The sequence below is a fragment of the Ignavibacteriales bacterium genome (assembly GCA_026390575.1).
Classification (GTDB): domain Bacteria; phylum Bacteroidota; class Ignavibacteria; order UBA10030; family UBA10030; genus Fen-1298.
Genome location: JAPLFR010000015.1, coordinates 320225 through 337980, shown reverse-complemented (window position 1 = coordinate 337980; position 17756 = coordinate 320225). Strand labels below are relative to the sequence as shown.

Genomic DNA, 17756 nt, shown 5'->3' with positions numbered 1-17756 from the left:
TCGAGAAGTGTAGGAATGTATGATAAAGGATATTTATGTTCTTTCGAATTACCATGAAGATAGAATAAAAGCTTATTCAATCTTTTTGTAGTTCGTAAATCGAGATCCAAAACAAATGTGTTGGTTTCTTTGTTATAAGCGTTGGATCTGTAACGAGTATTGTGTCCTCACTACTGGAATATTCAAAACGAGCAACCTGGGTGTAATGTAACTTCGCAAAATTATAGAACCATCTATTTATTTCCTTTTCTCCATTCGATATTGTATACCATTCGGGTATGACTTGTGGAAAGATAAGAAGTTTAGGAGTTGCTGATTCGACTTGACGGATCATTTCAGAGCGAAATTGTTCAGCAAAAGGTTGGTCTTCGACAAGAGCGTATGTATAAATAAACGATGTCACCGACCGGCGCTGAGAATAGAATAAGAACTGCGGCTCGCTTCCGATAATTGCTATTCGATCGTCTTTTGATGTTTTTTCCTTTATAAGTTCTCCGATCATAGAAGAATAAAGGAATGGATTTTGACCATACCGTGTCGTGGTCACTTGAGCAGGTGAAAATTGAACAAGAACATCCCAATGGGCAGCAAGGGTGCCAAGAATTGCTATTGTAACAATAAAAATGGGTGGGAAATAGCGTATGATGAATGACGAGGCAGGTGAAAAAACACGGAAAATGAAACGAACTCCAATTCCAAAGAGCAGGGCTACGGCTGGCAGTATTAAAATGAAATAATGCGGCCTGAAATAAAAGCCTACGGAAAGAGCAATGATACTCGCAATGATCATTCCCATAACGATCAGATACGATTGTTTGTCGGGAACGTAAATAAATAAAGCTATAAGTCCAATACCGGCTATTATCCAAATGAGTGTTGTGTGTTGCCAAAGAGGGAGAAAGGATGAAAAAAAATAGTATGTAATATACGTCGTTGGTACAAGCGAAGTGTACTCCTTGGCGTAGGCAAATGTCCAAAGATAGAAATTATGAAAAACTCCTGCATACGCGAGATAGAAAAAGCATAAGAGCAATGGAATAATAACTCCCGAAAAATAAACCACAAGGTACTTCCAGTATTGGTTTTTATCGAGTGCTTTGTTTTGCCACAATGAAATAAGCAATGCCGCAAATCCAAGGAGACCAAAAAATGCGCCGTGTTGTTTCACAAGAGCAGCACAACCAAACAGAAGAGCACCGAATAAAATATAATCTATTCGGTTCTTCCGTAGTCCCACAAGTAATAGAAGATTTGCACCTATGATGAAAGGCAAAATAAAATGTTCTGCGTTTGCCCAAAATCCTTGAACGTGGTAGCTCATACTCAATAACGCAAAAGCACCAGCTGCAGCCGCTGCAACCCAATCATCATACGCTGTGCGCGCAAAAATGTAAAGAAGTATAATCGATAATACATTGACAATGAGCAGACAAAAATGGATAGCCGTATGTGTCTCACCAAAAAGCCATAATATTCCCGCATAGAAAAAGTAGATGCCGGGGAATTTCATATTGTACGCTTCGGAGTAAGGTGGGGTCCCATCGAGAATAAGTTGACCTATATAGGCATATTCGCCTTCATCGCGCTCGAGGGGAACATCAAGTAATCGCATTCGCAGAATAATTGTGGAAAGAACAATGAAAAAGAGAAAGAGTAAAGGAAGATAAATATTGAGTGTTTTCGATTTCATATTGAATGCTGCCAGTGCTTTACAATTCAATTATCTGAAATTACTCAGCGAATTATCCATTCTCTTCATTTCATCGTGAGACCACAAAACTCAATCACCCTCAAAAGCCTTTGCCATTCCCCCAAAACAATGTGATAGTCTGACCCTGGATTCATTTTGACTTCGTTGAGATGGGAGTGATAAAATATGAGAAATTAAAATATTCTTCTGAGTAAGTATTTTAATGCGGTTCCAACGGTTCCGATTCCATATCGCATACTACGAAAGAAATTAATGCTGGAAGCTTCTGGAAAATACCGAACAGGTACAGGAATCTCTCCCATGCGAAAACCGTGCTCCACAATTTGAAATAATACCTGGCTATCGAAAACAAAATCATCTGAATTTTTCAAATAATCGATTGATTCCAATACTTGACGGCTGTAGGCTCTCATGCCCGTATGCCATTCAGAAAGATTTTGTCCGGTTATGATATTTTCAAAAAGTGTCAAGAGTCGGTTTGAGAAGTACTTATAGCGCGGCATTCCTCCGGCTAAGGATTCCTTTCTTGTACGTATGCGAGTGCCAAGCATAACGTCGAAATAGCCGTTTTGGATAAAGTCGACAAAATAAGGGATGAGCTTCGGATCATATTGATAATCAGGGTGAAGCATAACAACGATATCTGCATTTCGACGAAGGGCTAATTGGTAGCATGTTTTTTGATTTGCACCATAGCCTAGATTTTTTGTGTGCTGCTCGATAATGAGATTAAATTTCCGTGCGATCTCCACTGTATGATCATTACTCATATCGTCGACGAGAATAATTTCATCGACGACAGAGAGCGGAATATCGCGAACAGTGAGTTCTAATGTTTTTTCGGCCTGATAGGCTGGTAAGACGACAATAACTTTGGATTTTGGTTTCACAAGAGATATATACAATAAAGTTTTTAAAAGAAAAAGTGTTTCCCCTCATTATGCGGGTAACGGCATTGTGCGGGATAGCCAAAAAAGAAAAATACACGTATGAATAAGTAAAACAGATAAAAGACGGTTCTTTGACGCACAGAACAAAAAAAATTATCCCCAATTTCTTATCTGGATGATAAGGAATATATACGAAACAACTTTGCCATAGTCTGGCTTGAAACTTAATTGAAGTCTGGACCAACAATAACCCAACCGGGAGCCACAGGTTTACCATCAACGCCGATTGTTAAAGAAACTGAATTGCCTGGATAGGAAGTAGATTTACCTGTAATAGTACAGGTAGTTGGTGTAGTGACAGCCTTGTATATGCCATTTTCATTAGTCGTCAATAACGCCGGTATCGTATATGCGACACCGCCCTTACTATTATCATAAGCGTATGAACCGCCTCCCATGGACGCAGGACGAAGATAGTGTTGATATGCGCTTGCCGCAAAAATATTAAGAACATCATGGATGATTGCATCTTTGTTCGACTCAATGCTGTTTGCGCTAAACAAACTCAATCCAACAGCCAGTGCAATTCCAATAAGGGCCAATCCAAGTATGATTAGCAATAACTGTTGTTGTCCCATGATAAATTCTCTAGTGAATTGCTATAAGCCATATCAAAAATATATTGTCGTTCCATCACAGTAGGCAATAGTCTAACGGGATCGGAACCTATCTAATGTCTTGCACCTATATGCTGATCCCGATAGAATCGGGACAGCTTGACTGCTTAATCTGTTTTTAAAATATGTTATTGTCGACAACCAAATTACTGTATGGTTCAACTTTTTTAACTTCTAAAAATAAATCCCAACCACTTGCAAAAAGATGGTTGGGATATATTGAAAAACGACTGTTCTATAATCAGAATTATAGCTTACCAACCAGTAGCTTTTATTCCAACATGTCCTTGGTTATCTACTGTCGCTGTGACATCTGCACCAGTTACTGAACTTGATTTACCTGTAATAGTACACGCGGTTGCTGTATTCTTTACTGTGTATGTTCCATTTTCGTTAGTCTGCATTCTGGTTGGTATTGAATACGCAGCGGCACCAGCGGCGCCTGTACCATCGTAAGAGTTTGCGCCACCACCCATAGAGGCAGGACGAATATAGTGTTGATATGCGTTTGCGGCAATATTGTTTAAATCATTGATAATTGCATCGTGATTCGACTGAACACTTTGCGCGCTGAATAGGCTCAATCCTACGGCAATTGCGATACCAACGATGATAACGCCAAGGATGATGAGTAATAATTGTTGTTGTCCCATGATAAATCCTCCAATAAAATGTTGATTATAAAGTTAATTAAATTAATTAGGTTAATTATTCGTTTCTTTGTTCAACGATTATACTATCCCAAGTATTGTACCAACCGGGCAAGATCGAATAGTGTTTACATTACCCTCGTTTTCTGCGTAAAAAGCTTCAACGGTTTCTTGAAGGAGTGGAACAATTTACCATACACAGTCAAGATGACACAGCACGGAATTACCTTTATCAACAATCAATCCGGTCTATAAATATGGATTTTTCCGAGAAATCAGGATGCATTTAATGAATACATTATTTAGCGAAAGAATGAATGACTTCGAAAAGCGGATTATTGAGACTACGAATCCGACTCCGGATCATTTTCCCGGAAACACTCAAGTCAGAATTTTCCCACGATCCATTTGGATGAACACCCGGGACGAACGCAGCAGAAGTCTCGTTTTTATCTATGACCGACCAATTGCAAGTGCTTAACTTATACTGATCAATAAATGAGAACCATTTTGTTGTTTCCGCAGTATCGATTGTACCGTTTCCATTAGCTTCACTTATACCGTATTCAGTGATAACTATCGGTGCTCCTTTTTGTAATGCAGCTACCACCTTGTCCCTTAAATTTTGTTTGTGCCATCGATCGCTGCTATAAAAATGAAATGCATAGGCAATATTCATGTCGATAATCGGCTGATCTGCAGCAACATCGACATCCTGCGACCAATGCGGTGATCCCACAATAATGAGATGAGCAGAATCATATTGACGAATAATCTTAATTACTTCTTCCGCATATGGTTTGACAACGTCATTCCATGATACTTTGAGTGGTTCATTATATATTTCGTAGATAATATTTGGAGCGCTTCCATATTTTTGTGCAATTCTGCGGAAAAATCCTTTCGCTTGCTGCAGATGATTTTCCGCGCTATGATCATGCCAATCAACAACGACATATATCCCGAGGTTTATACATGCATCAATCACTGTTGTTACTTTTGAGAATTCTTTTTCCGGATTCGCAAGGTACCCATCTGATTGAATACCGCAGACGGCTCTTAGAATTGTACACTTCCAATCATCCCGCAGCCACCGAATACAATCTGCATTGTAGAACCGGCCTCCCCATTGACTCCAGAACAAACTCATCCCATGAAGTGCAACAGGATTATCATTTTTATCGACAATCCTATTTCCTTTAACATGAACGACACCAAAATAATCGACGACCGTTTGTTTTCCTTTATCGGTTTGCAGCGTAACAACATCTTGCGCTTTCGAATAAAAGCTCATCACCGCCACCATCATAAACAGTGATATCATGCTTGCACTATCGTTCATGCAACGAACTCTCATTGATCATTCATTTACTTGTTCATGTTGCGAAATTACTATCGCACGATCTTTCATTATCCATCTCTTGGCTCATTTGGCAGGTACTGCCGGACGACACTCCACACGGTGAGTTTGAATTCTCAGATCGCCTTGCGATAAACCGTCGGATGAAGCTGTCATAACAATTTCACCGGCTTCTTTTGTCGACTGCACAATCACCTGTGCCAAACCATTAAAGACTTTACGCTTCCATGCTTGCGGCGGCTGAGAAACTTGAATAATTCCGGGATCGGTATTCAGGTTGTCGTACTGAAATCTTTTTTTCAATGGAACCGCAACGGCAGCATAGATATTTTTCCCATTGCGCAGTATTGCATGATCGAGTTTATATTCCTGCACTAGATCATCACGTTTCATATTCTTCGCAACGAGATGACCGTTCAAATATATGGATTGTTCTTCGCCAAGACTTTTCGGCCAGAGTGAAATCGTGGTTTCATCTGTGACTGTCTTCAGCAAGAAATTCCCGCGAATAATAACAGCTTTCATTGAGTCAACTGCTTGTATATTATATTCACCCTGCTCACCCAAAGCCGACGCCCAAGCGGAATCGTTGCATTCCCAATCTGTTTCTCCATAGTGATCCTTTTTATCGATAGTTTTTGCTTTGAGATCTGCAATGGGAATCTGAAAAACATGTTCAACGTATGTATCAGGCTCATGAGAAGATGGATCACCATTACCGGCACCGATAATCCGTCCCGGCCCGGAGAGTTGAAAGAGTATCTCATTGCATGCTGTCGGTACTATTCGTCCTTCTGAATCATTCACTTGTATCGTAACAACGGAAATATCTTCGCCATCAGCTTTCACCGTCGAACGATCAGGGTTCATTTTGATTTGTGCCGGTTCTTTTGTTGTGGCGATTTGATCTGTAACAACATCTTTCCCGTTCTTATATCCCCGTGCACGAAGGATTCCCGGTTCGTAAACAACCGGCCATTCAAGGTGGGAGTTCTTCTGCATGAGCTTGCGTCCCAAACTTCTTGCATTGAGAAAGAGTTCCACTTCTTCACAACTGCTATATGCCCAGACTTGTATCGTATCTCCTTCTTTCCCATTCCAATTCCAATGAGGAACAATGTGCAGCACCGGTTCGTCTGTCCACCATGATTTGAGAAAGTAAAACATGTCTTTCGGAAAACCGCAAAGATCAAGAATACCAGACTGCGAACTCACCTGAGGCCATCCGTATGGATGAGGTTCACCGCGGTAATCAAAACCCGTCCAGAAAAACAATCCAGAGAGAAAAGGACGCGCGGCATAGAATTTTAGTCCTTCTTCAACACCATGCCCCGGTGGCTTTCTATCAACAGGCGCTAAATGTGCATGCAGTGAATCATCAATATACACTCCTCGTGTACTTCTTGATGTCGTTTCCTCCGTACCCATGCTCGGCTGATGAGGAAAGCGTTCATGTTGCTTGTCAATATCCCCATTAAAAATGTAATTGAATCCCATAACATCCTGGACGGTGGAGATGCCGTGTTCTCCCCAACCGCTGTGTGCATACGTGACGCGGCGTGTCGGATCGATCTTCCGTACAAACGCTTGCATCGTAGAAGCAATGCGCGCACCGGTTGTATTCCCTTCAATAGCCCATTCTTCATTTCCGATTGACCAGATAAACACACTTGGATGATTTCTATCTCGCATAATCATTCGTTTCAACAGATCGAGATGCTCAGCGTTTGTTCCCATCAAACGATTCTCATCGATGACCAGCATACCGAGCCGGTCGCATGCATCTAAAAGTTCAGGTGTCGGGGGGTTGTGAGAACAGCGGTACGCGTTCGCTCCCATCTCCTTCAACCGCTTGATACGAAACTCCTGAAGTGCATCTGGGATTGCAGTACCCACTCCGGCATGATCCTGATGGTTATTCGTGCCTTTCAGGAGAATATGTTTCCCATTTAAGAAAAAACCTTCCTTCGAGTCAAACCGAAGCGTGCGCACACCAAATATTGTCTTGCATTGGTCAACAAGAGAATCTGCTGAATACACAGAAGTAATAAGCGAGTAAAGATACGGTGTCTCAATCGACCACAAATGAGGATGTGGAAGTTGGATGAGGGTTGAATATTCGTTTGTCTCGCCGGGTCCTGCAACAATATGTTTCTTCGTTCCATGCACTATGGCTGAACCGTTGTTATCTACAATAATCTGCTCTATAGTACATTGTGCTTTTTGGGATCCATCATTTGTGATCAATGCACGGGCTGTTATCTCGGCAGAATATTTTTTAACCTCCGACGATACAAAAATACCATGCGGTGCTATGTGGAGCGGAGCTGTTTTTTCCAACCAGACGTGACGATAGATTCCCGCTCCTTCATAAAACCATCCTTCTTCCATCGTTGCATCAACGCGCACTGCAACGACATTTTCACCGCCATAGTTCACATAGTCGGTAATATCATACCGAAATCCGTTATATCCGCTATGTTCCTCGCCCAGATAGAATCCATTGAGCCACACCACGGAGTTACGATAAACTCCATCAAATTCGATACCGATCCGTTTCCCAAGGTCAGATGCCGGGATGGAAAACGTTTTTCGATACCAACCGATACTTGTCTCCGGATAATTACGACCAACCGTTTTGAATCCATGGCTGGAACTTGCTTTTGCATCGAAGGGAAGTTCCACGGCCCAATCGTGCGGAAGATTCAGCAATCGCCATGCACGATCGTCAAAACCCCTCGCCGCTGCTCCATCTCCAAAACCTGTTTTTGTGACATAAGAAAAATATCCGGTATTATAATTGAAGTCTTTCTTGACATCATATGCATGTCCAAACGCGAATCGCCATCCAAAATCCATGAGCAGCCGGTCGCGTACTCCTCCTGCATTCGATGGAACAGATTTCTGCTGCGCCATAAGAAACGAAAGCGTTGAAATGAGAACTATGAACATGCATTTCAATGAAAAGTGAAGGAGGTGCGAAAAACAATTTTTGCAAAGCTCAAGAAACATTTTTATTTCTTCGCCTCGATATTTTTAGAAAGTGCCTGCTCGAAAAATTTTCCGCTTTCGGTCAACTTGAATGTATCCCACGATTGCAATAAATTTGGCGTCCACAACGGATCAAAGACCCAGCACACCCAGCTCATTCCTTTGCCTTCGAGATAAAAAATAATTTCTTTCCCATATTCACCATTATCGGCGATACCAAGATTGCCAAGGCCGAAGCTAAATTCTGTCGCAATCACCGGATAACGTTCTGCTGCAAATCCAAAATCCTCTTCCCATTTTGGAACGTACGGCTTACTTCTTTTATAGGGATACGGATGTGTGACATATCCAATACCCTCTGCGTCGATGGGTTCTATATGAAGCGGTGTAAGATCATACGCCCAATCAAAACCAGCAACGAGCGGAATCCGTTCATCGTCATAGGCGCGAATAAGGTGAATCATATTCTCATTGATCTTTTTCCATTCACTCCACGACATACTGCCGAGCTGTCCATGAAAGAGTGTCGGTTCATTGAACAGTTCGTAGAATGCTACCGTGTTATTGCCTTTGAAATGCAGGGCGATGGTGCGCCAAAATTCGTAGGTCTCCTGACGCGTGGTGATGTATTCCGGATTTTGGAACAATTCCATCCCGAGGTTGCCGATACAATGCCAATCGATGATGACATACATTCCAAGTTCCGTGCTCCAAGCAACCGCCTGGTCAAGAAGTTGAAGATATTTTACAGGTGTGCGCATACGCCATGAAACAGGATGGACGGGAAGACGAATCAGTGTTGCCCCGAACTCTTTTGCCTTAACAAACAAATTTTTATTCCACTGTCCCTCCTGTTCGATCTTATCCGGATCGGCAATTGCCACTCCTCGAAAGAGCATGGTATCTCCCAGAGAATTGACAAATTTGTTCCCTTTTACTTTTATCAGAGGGAGTTTTTTTGCATTCGGATTGTTGACAGGTTGATGTTCCGGATCAGAATTATTGATCCAATCAAATAGATTCTTTTGCTTCTTGTCGTGTTGCGCACCGGCAATGTTGATCGAAAGCATCAATGCAGTGATCATAGATAGAATTAGAATATTTTTCTTCATCACAGCTCCACGTTTGAGAATGAGAGATGAAAGGCATTTTTCGCACCGTAATAAACAAAGATCTTGCCAATAAAACCATATTTCATGGGTCTAATTATCCACCTCTTTTAATCACTCGAAAATTTCAATGTCCCCCCAATATAATGAGCGATACCTTTACCTCATATATATTTCAGCGTATTGTATCATTGTACGCACTCTTTGTCTTTTTTTGTTTCCAAACGGACCGCATGAAATAGAAAATCATATTTCCCGTGAAGTACCAGGCTACTTTTAGAGAGAACAACATCTGTTTCATTCAGAATCATTTTATCAGAAGCTGTCGAAGAGTACATTATTAAAGCAATGATAGCATGAGCTTGATGTGCGGTTATTGATAACGCGGTTTTTGATCTATTAAAAATTTGACGGCAGCTACCATTTGGTTTTGTACGGTATGGATGGAAATTGAGAGAATCTCTGCAATTTCTTTATAGCTCAAACCATCGAAGCGATTCATACTGAAAATAATTCGTCTTTTCTCCGGCAGTTGTTGAAGTAAATTGTCAATGGCATTTTTCGATTCTTCGTAGACAATGAATTTGTCTGCACGCAAATCGGATGTTATATTTTCCTTAACGACAGTTTCGATGCCCTCTAAATGAATTTTGTTTTTCTTGAGATAGTTTAACGATTGGTTCTTCACTGCAGTGTACAGGTACATTTTCAGGTTGGTTGATAATTCAATCTTTTCCTTCTTGAGCCATATATTGAGAAACACATCCGAAACAGCTTCTTCAGCAAGAGTTGCATTCTTAACAAATTTGCACGCGAAGTGACATAATGCAGAATAATGTCTTTCGAATAGAATTTTTAACGCCTGCGCATCATTACTCTTGATGCGTTGAAACAATTCCTCATCATTTATTAATATATGGCTTCGCATTTAAAAGACGATTCGTTTTGGGCTGTAAGAATATGTTCCAGACCTAGTATAAGAATTATTCCCGATAATCGAGATAATTATTTAAATAATGAACAATATCCACTATTAATAGTACCACTCCAATGATTCTCAAAAATTTTATTTGGGATGAGAATCTCTGCCTTCACAATGTGAGTCGTCAATGGTTTTTTTATATCCACTGTAATACACGAAATAAATAGTATCCTTAAATGAATCTTCATTTCCTTTTTAACAATACTTCCAGTTGCAATCCTCATAGGATGGAAAGAACCGGCATCGCTGATCCCGATCTTTATAATGACACTCTTGTTAAGTTCCGGGTTGGGATACGGTATTGAGAGGTATGGCAATTGACGTTATACAAAATTGATAGTTTAATAAGCAATATTCTGAGTGTGTACTCAGCTTGTTCACAATAACACTTCAGAAATACTTTTTGACTTTAACACTTTGGACAAAAAGAACTACTACCTGTCCTGCTATTCTGAATCAGATTTTTTTTGCAAGTGGCTAAAAATCTACCACACGTACGTTCCTACCGCTCCGCCGGATAAGTACGAGGTTATTGTTTTAGTGCCTGTGAGGATCTTAAACGCCTGAGGAATTTGGTTGTCGTTCAAAACGATCAGAACATTTTTCCCTTCTGGAGTTTTGAATGCAACGTTCTGTAATCCATCCGGAATTGTCGAAGCAATTCGTACGGAACCCGGACGGACAAATTTTGATGCGTGAGCAATAATGTAATACGCAGGATTGCGAATAACGGCACTGCCGACGATGGTGATCGCACCAAGACATTGCGTACACCCGCCATTCGTATGTGGCTGCAGATTTAAATCGGATGCGAGATTCCACTCCAGCACAGTGCGGCACCAGTTGCGTGTTCCACCGATCGTCAACGTTTTGATGTGCCAACTCAGGTTACTGGCAAAGTTGCCGGGGGCGCCGATCCATTGTTCGGTGAAATATAGATTTTTGTCAGGGTGCGCGTTATGCACCGTGGAAAGATCCGTAATGCTTCCTCCATACAAATGAAATGCCGAGCCATCCACATATTTTCTCGCATTAAGATCGTTCAGGATTGCGATTGGGTAATCCGTACGATCGGCATTGTGATCATAGATGATAATTTTTGTATCGATAGTGTTTGCCGCGAATGCAGGACCTAGATTATTTTTGATGAACGTCGCTTGCTCTGCCGCCGACATAAGCATACTGGGATTGTTTCCCCCGTAGAGCGGCTCATTCTGAATTGTAATCGCATCGATCCGAATTCCTTCTGCTTTCATTCCCTGAATATATTTTACAAAATACTGAGCATAGGCGCTGTAATATTGCGGCTTCAGACTTCCGCCGATGGAATTGTTATTCGTCTTCATCCATGTTGGTGCCGACCACGGTGATCCAAGAATTTTGATGTCGGGATTGATCGCGAGAATCTGCTTCAACACCGGAATTAGATCGGTGCGTTCAGGATCAAGGCTGAAATGCGCCATTGTTGTATCGGTTTGTCCGGTGGAAAGATCGTTATAAGAAAAAACATGATCGCTGAGATCTGAAGCGCCAATGCTGATACGCAGGTAACTAATACCGATGTTGTTGCCATCAGTCGCAAATAACTCCCTCAACAACGCATCTCTTGAGGCATCGTCCATGTGGTGAAGAAGGGTTGCACTTCCACCGGTAAGCGCACATCCGAAGCCTTCGACCGTTTGAAATGTCTGGGTTTCATCCACTTCGATAGTTGCAAAAGTACTCGCGGTGATGGTTTGGCCATCATTTTGTTTTTGAAACAATACGGATTTATCCGGATTGGTGAGCCAGAATTCTGTCGATGAGGCGGGGGGAGGGTTGTTTTTCACAGAATTACTAGAATCTGCACTGCAAGAGAGCAACGTTGTTATACTCAAGAAAAAATAAAGAGATTGCAATACATATCTGGAGTTCGTTTTCATGAGATATAATTTCGATAAATACAATAATTTTTGGATGATCACTGCTGATTATAATATGTATATATGGAATAATAGCAACATATACTACTGGTAAATATATTTCTATGTTGCTCGGTTATCGTTTGAATCTGGCTTGCAAATCTGTATCTCGGATCCCACAACATTGACAAGAAGTCGTTTAGGTGGAATAAATTCTTCCGAATGTTTCACCTTCAGTATACTCATTATTAAAATCGATAAAATGTTTTCCGAAAATATTAACGCCTTTTCATAATTACTCTTGATCTGTCAAAATAATTCCTTGTTGGCAATATGTTTGTTTTCTTGCATCTAAGATTGCAGATCTTTTTTAAATGACATTCACTTCGACAAAGCTTGTTCAACTGGTAAAAATATGTACTATAACAGAAGTAACATTCAAATTCCGTAGCGGGCTCTTTTCACATAATCCATTATTTAAAAGATAGATTCCCGATACTCCCGACAAGCTGGGATGGGAATCCAACATAGCCCGTTACTTTAGATTCGCTCGTAAAGCGGCAAGGAAAATTCTTTAGCAACGGAGGCGGCTAACTTCTTTCCTTCATTACTCAATGCCCAATAAAAAAGACAAGTAATGGGATGCTCCTTCTGAATGGACTTAATTGCTTTGATCATCAAGCTTTTTGCCAATCCCCTGCCACGATACTCCGGCAGAACGAGTGCCGAGCATAAGTATATGGAATCATACTTTACTCGTAAAGGATTTTTTTTTAACAATTCCCGTTCGGTTATTTTGCTCGTAATAAATTGTTCCATCAATGTATGCGTCGTTGGAATGACCAGAATCCAGGCAATCGGTCCCTTGCTTGTGCTCTTCTCTGTCATCGTATTCGGATGAATTCTTTTGAGCCTGAGCATAACTTTTCTATCGATAGAAATTTGCGAGGGATCTTTTTTTGTCGCGAAAAAATCTTCTGCAAGCTGCATCATTCTGACGAGATTATTTTTGGGCATGGTGTTCATGATCGTATAAACAAAGTAAGAAAGAGTTATGAACAACTCAAAACAGAATGAGCAGTTTTGTGTGTCACAGTTGCTGGCATGAAGAACGATAATGATAGTAACTACTTCAACAGCATAGAATTTAATTTCTGCAGGTTATGCTTTCTCGTTTTTGGACTCACGGGCGGAAACACGTATCGCTAAAAACAAACGGAATAATTCTCGTGTTACAATAACGATTATTCCAACTCTCCCATCAACTGCCGAGGACGGATGACGCGAACACGGTCTCCATTCACAAGAATTTCTGCCGGACGCAGCCGGCCATTGTAATTAGAGCTTAACGTAAAACCATATGCGCCAGTGGTAAGTACCGCAAGATAATCCTCGGCATTGCTTTTCGCGAGCAATCGATCCCGGGCAAAAAAATCGGTGCTTTCACAGATCGGACCTACAACGTCCACCTTTTCGGTTTCGTATGTATTGATGGACAGAGGAACAATTTGATGGTACGCTTGATAGAGGCTGGGTCTCAGTAAATCATTCATGCCGCCATCAACAATAACAAATTTCTTATTCGTATTTTCTTTAATGGAAATGATGCGCGTGATCAAAACGCCGGCATCAGCAATAATTGAACGGCCTGGTTCAATCCAGAGAGAACAGCCCGTTGTTTGCAGAATGGGCAGCACTGCCACAAGAAATTCCGCCGGGGTTGGCACATTGTTGTTCGATGTTTCCTCTTGTGGGAGCGCCTCATGTGAAACGGCATTGATGTATTGAACGCCAAAACCGCCGCCGAAATCAATGTGCGTAAGGTTGATACCAGTCTCACGCAGTTTCCCGATCAACCCGACAATATAGTTTGCTGTTGCGACAAACGGTTCCACTTTCGTGATTTGTGAACCGATATGCGTGTGAATGCCGACCAATTCCAAGGATGACAACGTTGCGGCATACGTGTACACTTCTATCGCCTTTGATGCTTCAATGCCGAACTTCGACGATTGCAAACCTGTCGTGATATACGGATGACTTTGTGCGTCAATATCTGGATTAATGCGCAATGAGATGCGGGCTTTCTTTCCCATCCGAAGCGCTACACGTGAAATGGTGTGCAGTTCAGACACCGACTCAACATTGAAAGAAAATATATTCTGTTGTAACGCAAATTCGATTTCATCTTCTCGCTTCCCAACACCTGCAAAAACAATCTTGTCTGGAGAAAATCCGGCTTTTAACGCCAGATACAACTCACCCGCAGAGACTACATCCGCCCCGGCACCTTCCTTGACAAGTAATTGTAAAATATGATGGTTGGCGTTTGCCTTCAGTGCATAGCACACGTGGTGGCTGATGTCCCCCATCGCGCTCTTGAGAGAACGATATTTTTCTATAAGTTGGTTCTTACTGTACACATACAGCGGCGTGCCGTACTCTTCTGCCAATTCACTCAACGGAATATCTTCACAATAGAGGATATTTTCTTTATAGGCGATGTACTTCATGTGTCAAGTTCAATCTTCACTGGATCATCGAGTGTCAACAACTTAAATTGTGAATAAAAATTTGTTGATAAAAATTTCATACGGAATACGCACTGTCATGACGACCGTGAGAATAAAATTCCGAAACGGATCTAACCGCATCAACATAATAACAAGAAGTATTCCGAAGAATCCTATTTGCCGATACCGTTCGCCTATTTCAGCCGGCAGTATCGCTGACAAAACATGCGAACCGTCAAGCGGCGGCACTGGAATTAAATTAAAAACCGCCAGAAAAATATTTAATGTAATTCCAGCCGCAAACATATGAATCAAAAACGATGCAATTTCACGTTGAAAACTATTTTCAATCAGTTCTAACGGGCCGAAAAAGCGTTCCGAAAGGATGTATAATACTGCGCAACAAAACGCCACGAGCAAGTTGGAAAACGGCCCAATAGTAGATACCAAGATGTCATCGCGGCGAAAATTGCGGAAGTTTGCCGGATTGATCGGTACCGGTTTTGCCCACGCAATAAAGACAGAACCAGCAGCGAGATATGAAAGGAGCGGAATAGCGATGGAACCAATCGGGTCAATGTGGGGAATTGGATTGAGCGTCAATCTACCGGAATCACGCGCAGTAGAATCACCAAGATGCAGTGCCATCCAGCCGTGTGCTACCTCGTGCACAACGATGGAAAATAAAAGAATCGGTAATATGTAGAGAGAATCCAATGAAGCGCCCTTTCAAATACAATCCGTCCCGCAACAAGGCGGGACGGGCATAAATCGTTTTCTCCACGTATTTTATATGTACCTAAAAATGTGGAGGAATTCAAGGAGTTAACCATTTGAATCGTTGCATCTACAGTTCTGTTTTTCTATATTCTTTTCGTAAGAGTTTAGATTTTTCTATTCACTTAGACTGCCCGAGGTTTCAAATGAATACCAGGTTCTTCTACTTGCTCACTGGTCTCTTTTGTATTGCAGCACTTCTCAATGCACAAGTTCCATCTGTTCAATTGAAGATAAAAGAAAAGTCCGGTTTCTTGGGGATGGGCGGACCACGCACCGTAAGGATAGATTTATCAAACGAGAGCCGGCAGCAGCCTCTCACCAGTGACAACGTGAACAGCGGACAGTATTTCTACTTTCTAGTAACGCCCGTAGAAGATTGGCAACTCGATCAGGATTTTGTAAAAGATCAACTTGCCAAGGTGAACATTTATCAGAACGAGAATAAAATACTTATTGCATGGAAGGGAGAGTTAATCACAGGAGATAAAATTTCAATCCTTATCGGATTTCCAAAGACAGTAAAACTGAATCAGCTCTTTCTTTTTCAATGTCCTGTTGATGAAGCGATGAGTCAAGCAGAATTTAAAGTTCCGACCGAGCTTTGGCCCGGCTATACACTGATAACGAATCTCTCTATGCAGGCTGAGGCTGCCGCATCAGCAAAACAATACAAACCGGCGATTGGAATCTTTGAACAAATTTTAAGCAACAACAATCTGCAGATCTTTCCTCAATATGATGAATCAAAAAATAAGCGTACGAAATGTTTCGATGGACTCTGCACCGAGACCTCGACGTCGTTTAATTCAGTTGCCACAAATGCACAATTGGATTTGAAGTCACGGATTGCGCAGGTCGATGGTTTCAAGCCCTCATTCAAATTCCTTCTCGATTCTTTACCGCGGACAGAGTGGAATATTGGTTCACTCGATCCAACGGTGGCGCCAATTTTAGATCAATGCCGAAATGCAATTTCTCGAATCGCGGAAATTCGCGATTCACTTCAACGTGTGCTGGACGATCAAAACGTGCGATGGATTATCGAAGGATCGTCGACGAGTAAAAACGGCTACCTGTACGCTGCAATGATCGAAGCGTTGGCATCAGCATTTTCATCGCTCAACTTTGCCGACACTGTTGCTACAGATTTGAAAGTAAAAATTCCAGAGGATCTTCAGGCACGGCTGGCGAAATATAATATCACAGAATCATATGAAACATTCATACGAATTTGTAATGAACGATACCAGACACATCTTCCTATCTTCCAGATTGATTTTCTTCCGAATTTGAAAAAAGACACAGTTTCTTTTTCATTGCCCTACTATTCCATGCTGAAGGCGGTGAATGATTATTACTACGGCAATTTCACCAGCGCGAAGGAAGAAATTTTCCGCATCTTCCGTATATGCTTTGAACCGGAGATCAATAGCCGATTTGATATGATGCGGGTGGTTATTGCCAACCGCGAACAGAACATTTCCCAAGAGGTGATGAAAATGCTCGACGAAGCGGCGCAATTTGAAAGAGCAAAAGATCTTCAGAATGCCCTGGATAAATACCGACAAGTCACACTCATCGCACCTAACTTTGCCTATGGGCATTTCACTGTTGGGAAGTACTACACTCGCACCGGTGAGCCAATTCGCGCCATTTATTCTTACCAACGAGCATATCAGATTGATACACTCTACTTGAGCGCCTATCGCGAGAGTTATAATCTTTACATGAGGCAAAGCAACTTCAAAGAAATTATAAGTTTTCTGACAACAGCAATCGCAAAAGGAAATGATTATTGGGAAATCAATTTTGACCTTGGCATTGCTTATCTCGGTGACGCTGATCCAGCACGTGCTATTCAAAGTTTTGAACATGCGCTTGCACTGAATCCGAAGAGTTATAAAACCAATATTTTACTGGGTAAAGCGCACCAAGATGTGAAAAATTACCAGAAGGCGCGTGAGTATTTTAACAACGCTATTGGTCTCGATCCCACGAAACAAGAGGCGGTCGATTTCCTCACAAAACTCAATGACCTTCAGCGAACCGGCAAGTAGTTCTTAATTTTGGAGGTGTGATACAAAAAGGGATTCATAATGAATCCCTTTTTGCTTTTCACTCAATCGGTTCTTATATTTATAAACGCCCAATTTCAAGCGTTTTGAAGAACGTCCAGCGTATTGGGCATTTTT

13 protein-coding genes are annotated in these 17756 nt (G+C 41.5%); 1 reads left to right on the top strand and 12 read right to left on the bottom strand.

The window, feature by feature from the left end; all coding sequences use genetic code 11:
• Positions 1 to 76: 76 nt before the first annotated feature.
• The 12 genes from NTX44_12715 to NTX44_12660 all read right to left on the bottom strand — a co-directional run bounded on the left by NTX44_12715 (position 77) and on the right by NTX44_12660 (position 15501).
• A complete protein-coding gene (locus NTX44_12715) occupies positions 77 to 1690 on the bottom strand; it encodes a glycosyltransferase family 39 protein (GenBank protein ID MCX6122462.1) in 1614 nt (537 codons plus the stop codon).
• Positions 1691 to 1884: 194 nt separating this feature from the next.
• The gene (locus NTX44_12710; protein MCX6122461.1) at positions 1885 to 2601 is read right to left on the bottom strand and encodes a glycosyltransferase family 2 protein; all 717 of its coding nucleotides are present in this window, start codon (positions 2599 to 2601) and stop codon (positions 1885 to 1887) included.
• A gap of 224 nt (positions 2602 to 2825) precedes the next feature.
• The gene (locus NTX44_12705; protein MCX6122460.1) at positions 2826 to 3239 is read right to left on the bottom strand and encodes a hypothetical protein; all 414 of its coding nucleotides are present in this window, start codon (positions 3237 to 3239) and stop codon (positions 2826 to 2828) included.
• A gap of 293 nt (positions 3240 to 3532) precedes the next feature.
• Positions 3533 to 3931 carry a hypothetical protein gene (locus NTX44_12700; GenBank protein ID MCX6122459.1) on the bottom strand — a complete coding sequence of 133 codons (399 nt, stop codon included), beginning with the start codon at positions 3929 to 3931 and terminating at the stop codon, positions 3533 to 3535.
• Between the two features lie 295 nt (positions 3932 to 4226).
• A complete protein-coding gene (locus NTX44_12695) occupies positions 4227 to 5285 on the bottom strand; it encodes a glycoside hydrolase family 5 protein (GenBank protein MCX6122458.1) in 1059 nt (352 codons plus the stop codon).
• A 69-nt stretch (positions 5286 to 5354) separates the two neighbouring features.
• On the bottom strand, positions 5355 to 8240 hold the full coding sequence (locus NTX44_12690) for a DUF4982 domain-containing protein (GenBank protein MCX6122457.1): 2886 nt from the start codon (positions 8238 to 8240) through the stop codon (positions 5355 to 5357).
• A 62-nt stretch (positions 8241 to 8302) separates the two neighbouring features.
• The gene (locus NTX44_12685; GenBank protein MCX6122456.1) at positions 8303 to 9391 is read right to left on the bottom strand and encodes a cellulase family glycosylhydrolase; all 1089 of its coding nucleotides are present in this window, start codon (positions 9389 to 9391) and stop codon (positions 8303 to 8305) included.
• A gap of 370 nt (positions 9392 to 9761) precedes the next feature.
• Positions 9762 to 10316 carry an RNA polymerase sigma-70 factor gene (locus NTX44_12680; protein ID MCX6122455.1) on the bottom strand — a complete coding sequence of 185 codons (555 nt, stop codon included), beginning with the start codon at positions 10314 to 10316 and terminating at the stop codon, positions 9762 to 9764.
• 539 nt (positions 10317 to 10855) lie between these two features.
• Positions 10856 to 12199 carry a hypothetical protein gene (locus tag NTX44_12675; GenBank protein ID MCX6122454.1) on the bottom strand — a complete coding sequence of 448 codons (1344 nt, stop codon included), beginning with the start codon at positions 12197 to 12199 and terminating at the stop codon, positions 10856 to 10858.
• A 612-nt stretch (positions 12200 to 12811) separates the two neighbouring features.
• Positions 12812 to 13288: a GNAT family N-acetyltransferase gene (locus tag NTX44_12670; GenBank protein MCX6122453.1), complete on the bottom strand. Its 477-nt coding sequence runs from the start codon at positions 13286 to 13288 to the stop codon at positions 12812 to 12814.
• 227 nt (positions 13289 to 13515) lie between these two features.
• Entirely contained in the window at positions 13516 to 14784 is a 1269-nt protein-coding gene (lysA, locus tag NTX44_12665) for a diaminopimelate decarboxylase (GenBank protein MCX6122452.1), read from the bottom strand.
• A gap of 42 nt (positions 14785 to 14826) precedes the next feature.
• Positions 14827 to 15501 (bottom strand): site-2 protease family protein, encoded by a 675-nt coding sequence (locus tag NTX44_12660; GenBank protein ID MCX6122451.1) that lies wholly within the window; start codon positions 15499 to 15501, stop codon positions 14827 to 14829.
• Between the two features lie 206 nt (positions 15502 to 15707).
• Between NTX44_12660 and NTX44_12655 the strand changes: the two genes are divergently transcribed.
• Positions 15708 to 17621: a tetratricopeptide repeat protein gene (locus NTX44_12655; protein ID MCX6122450.1), complete on the top strand. Its 1914-nt coding sequence runs from the start codon at positions 15708 to 15710 to the stop codon at positions 17619 to 17621.
• Positions 17622 to 17756 lie beyond the last annotated feature (135 nt).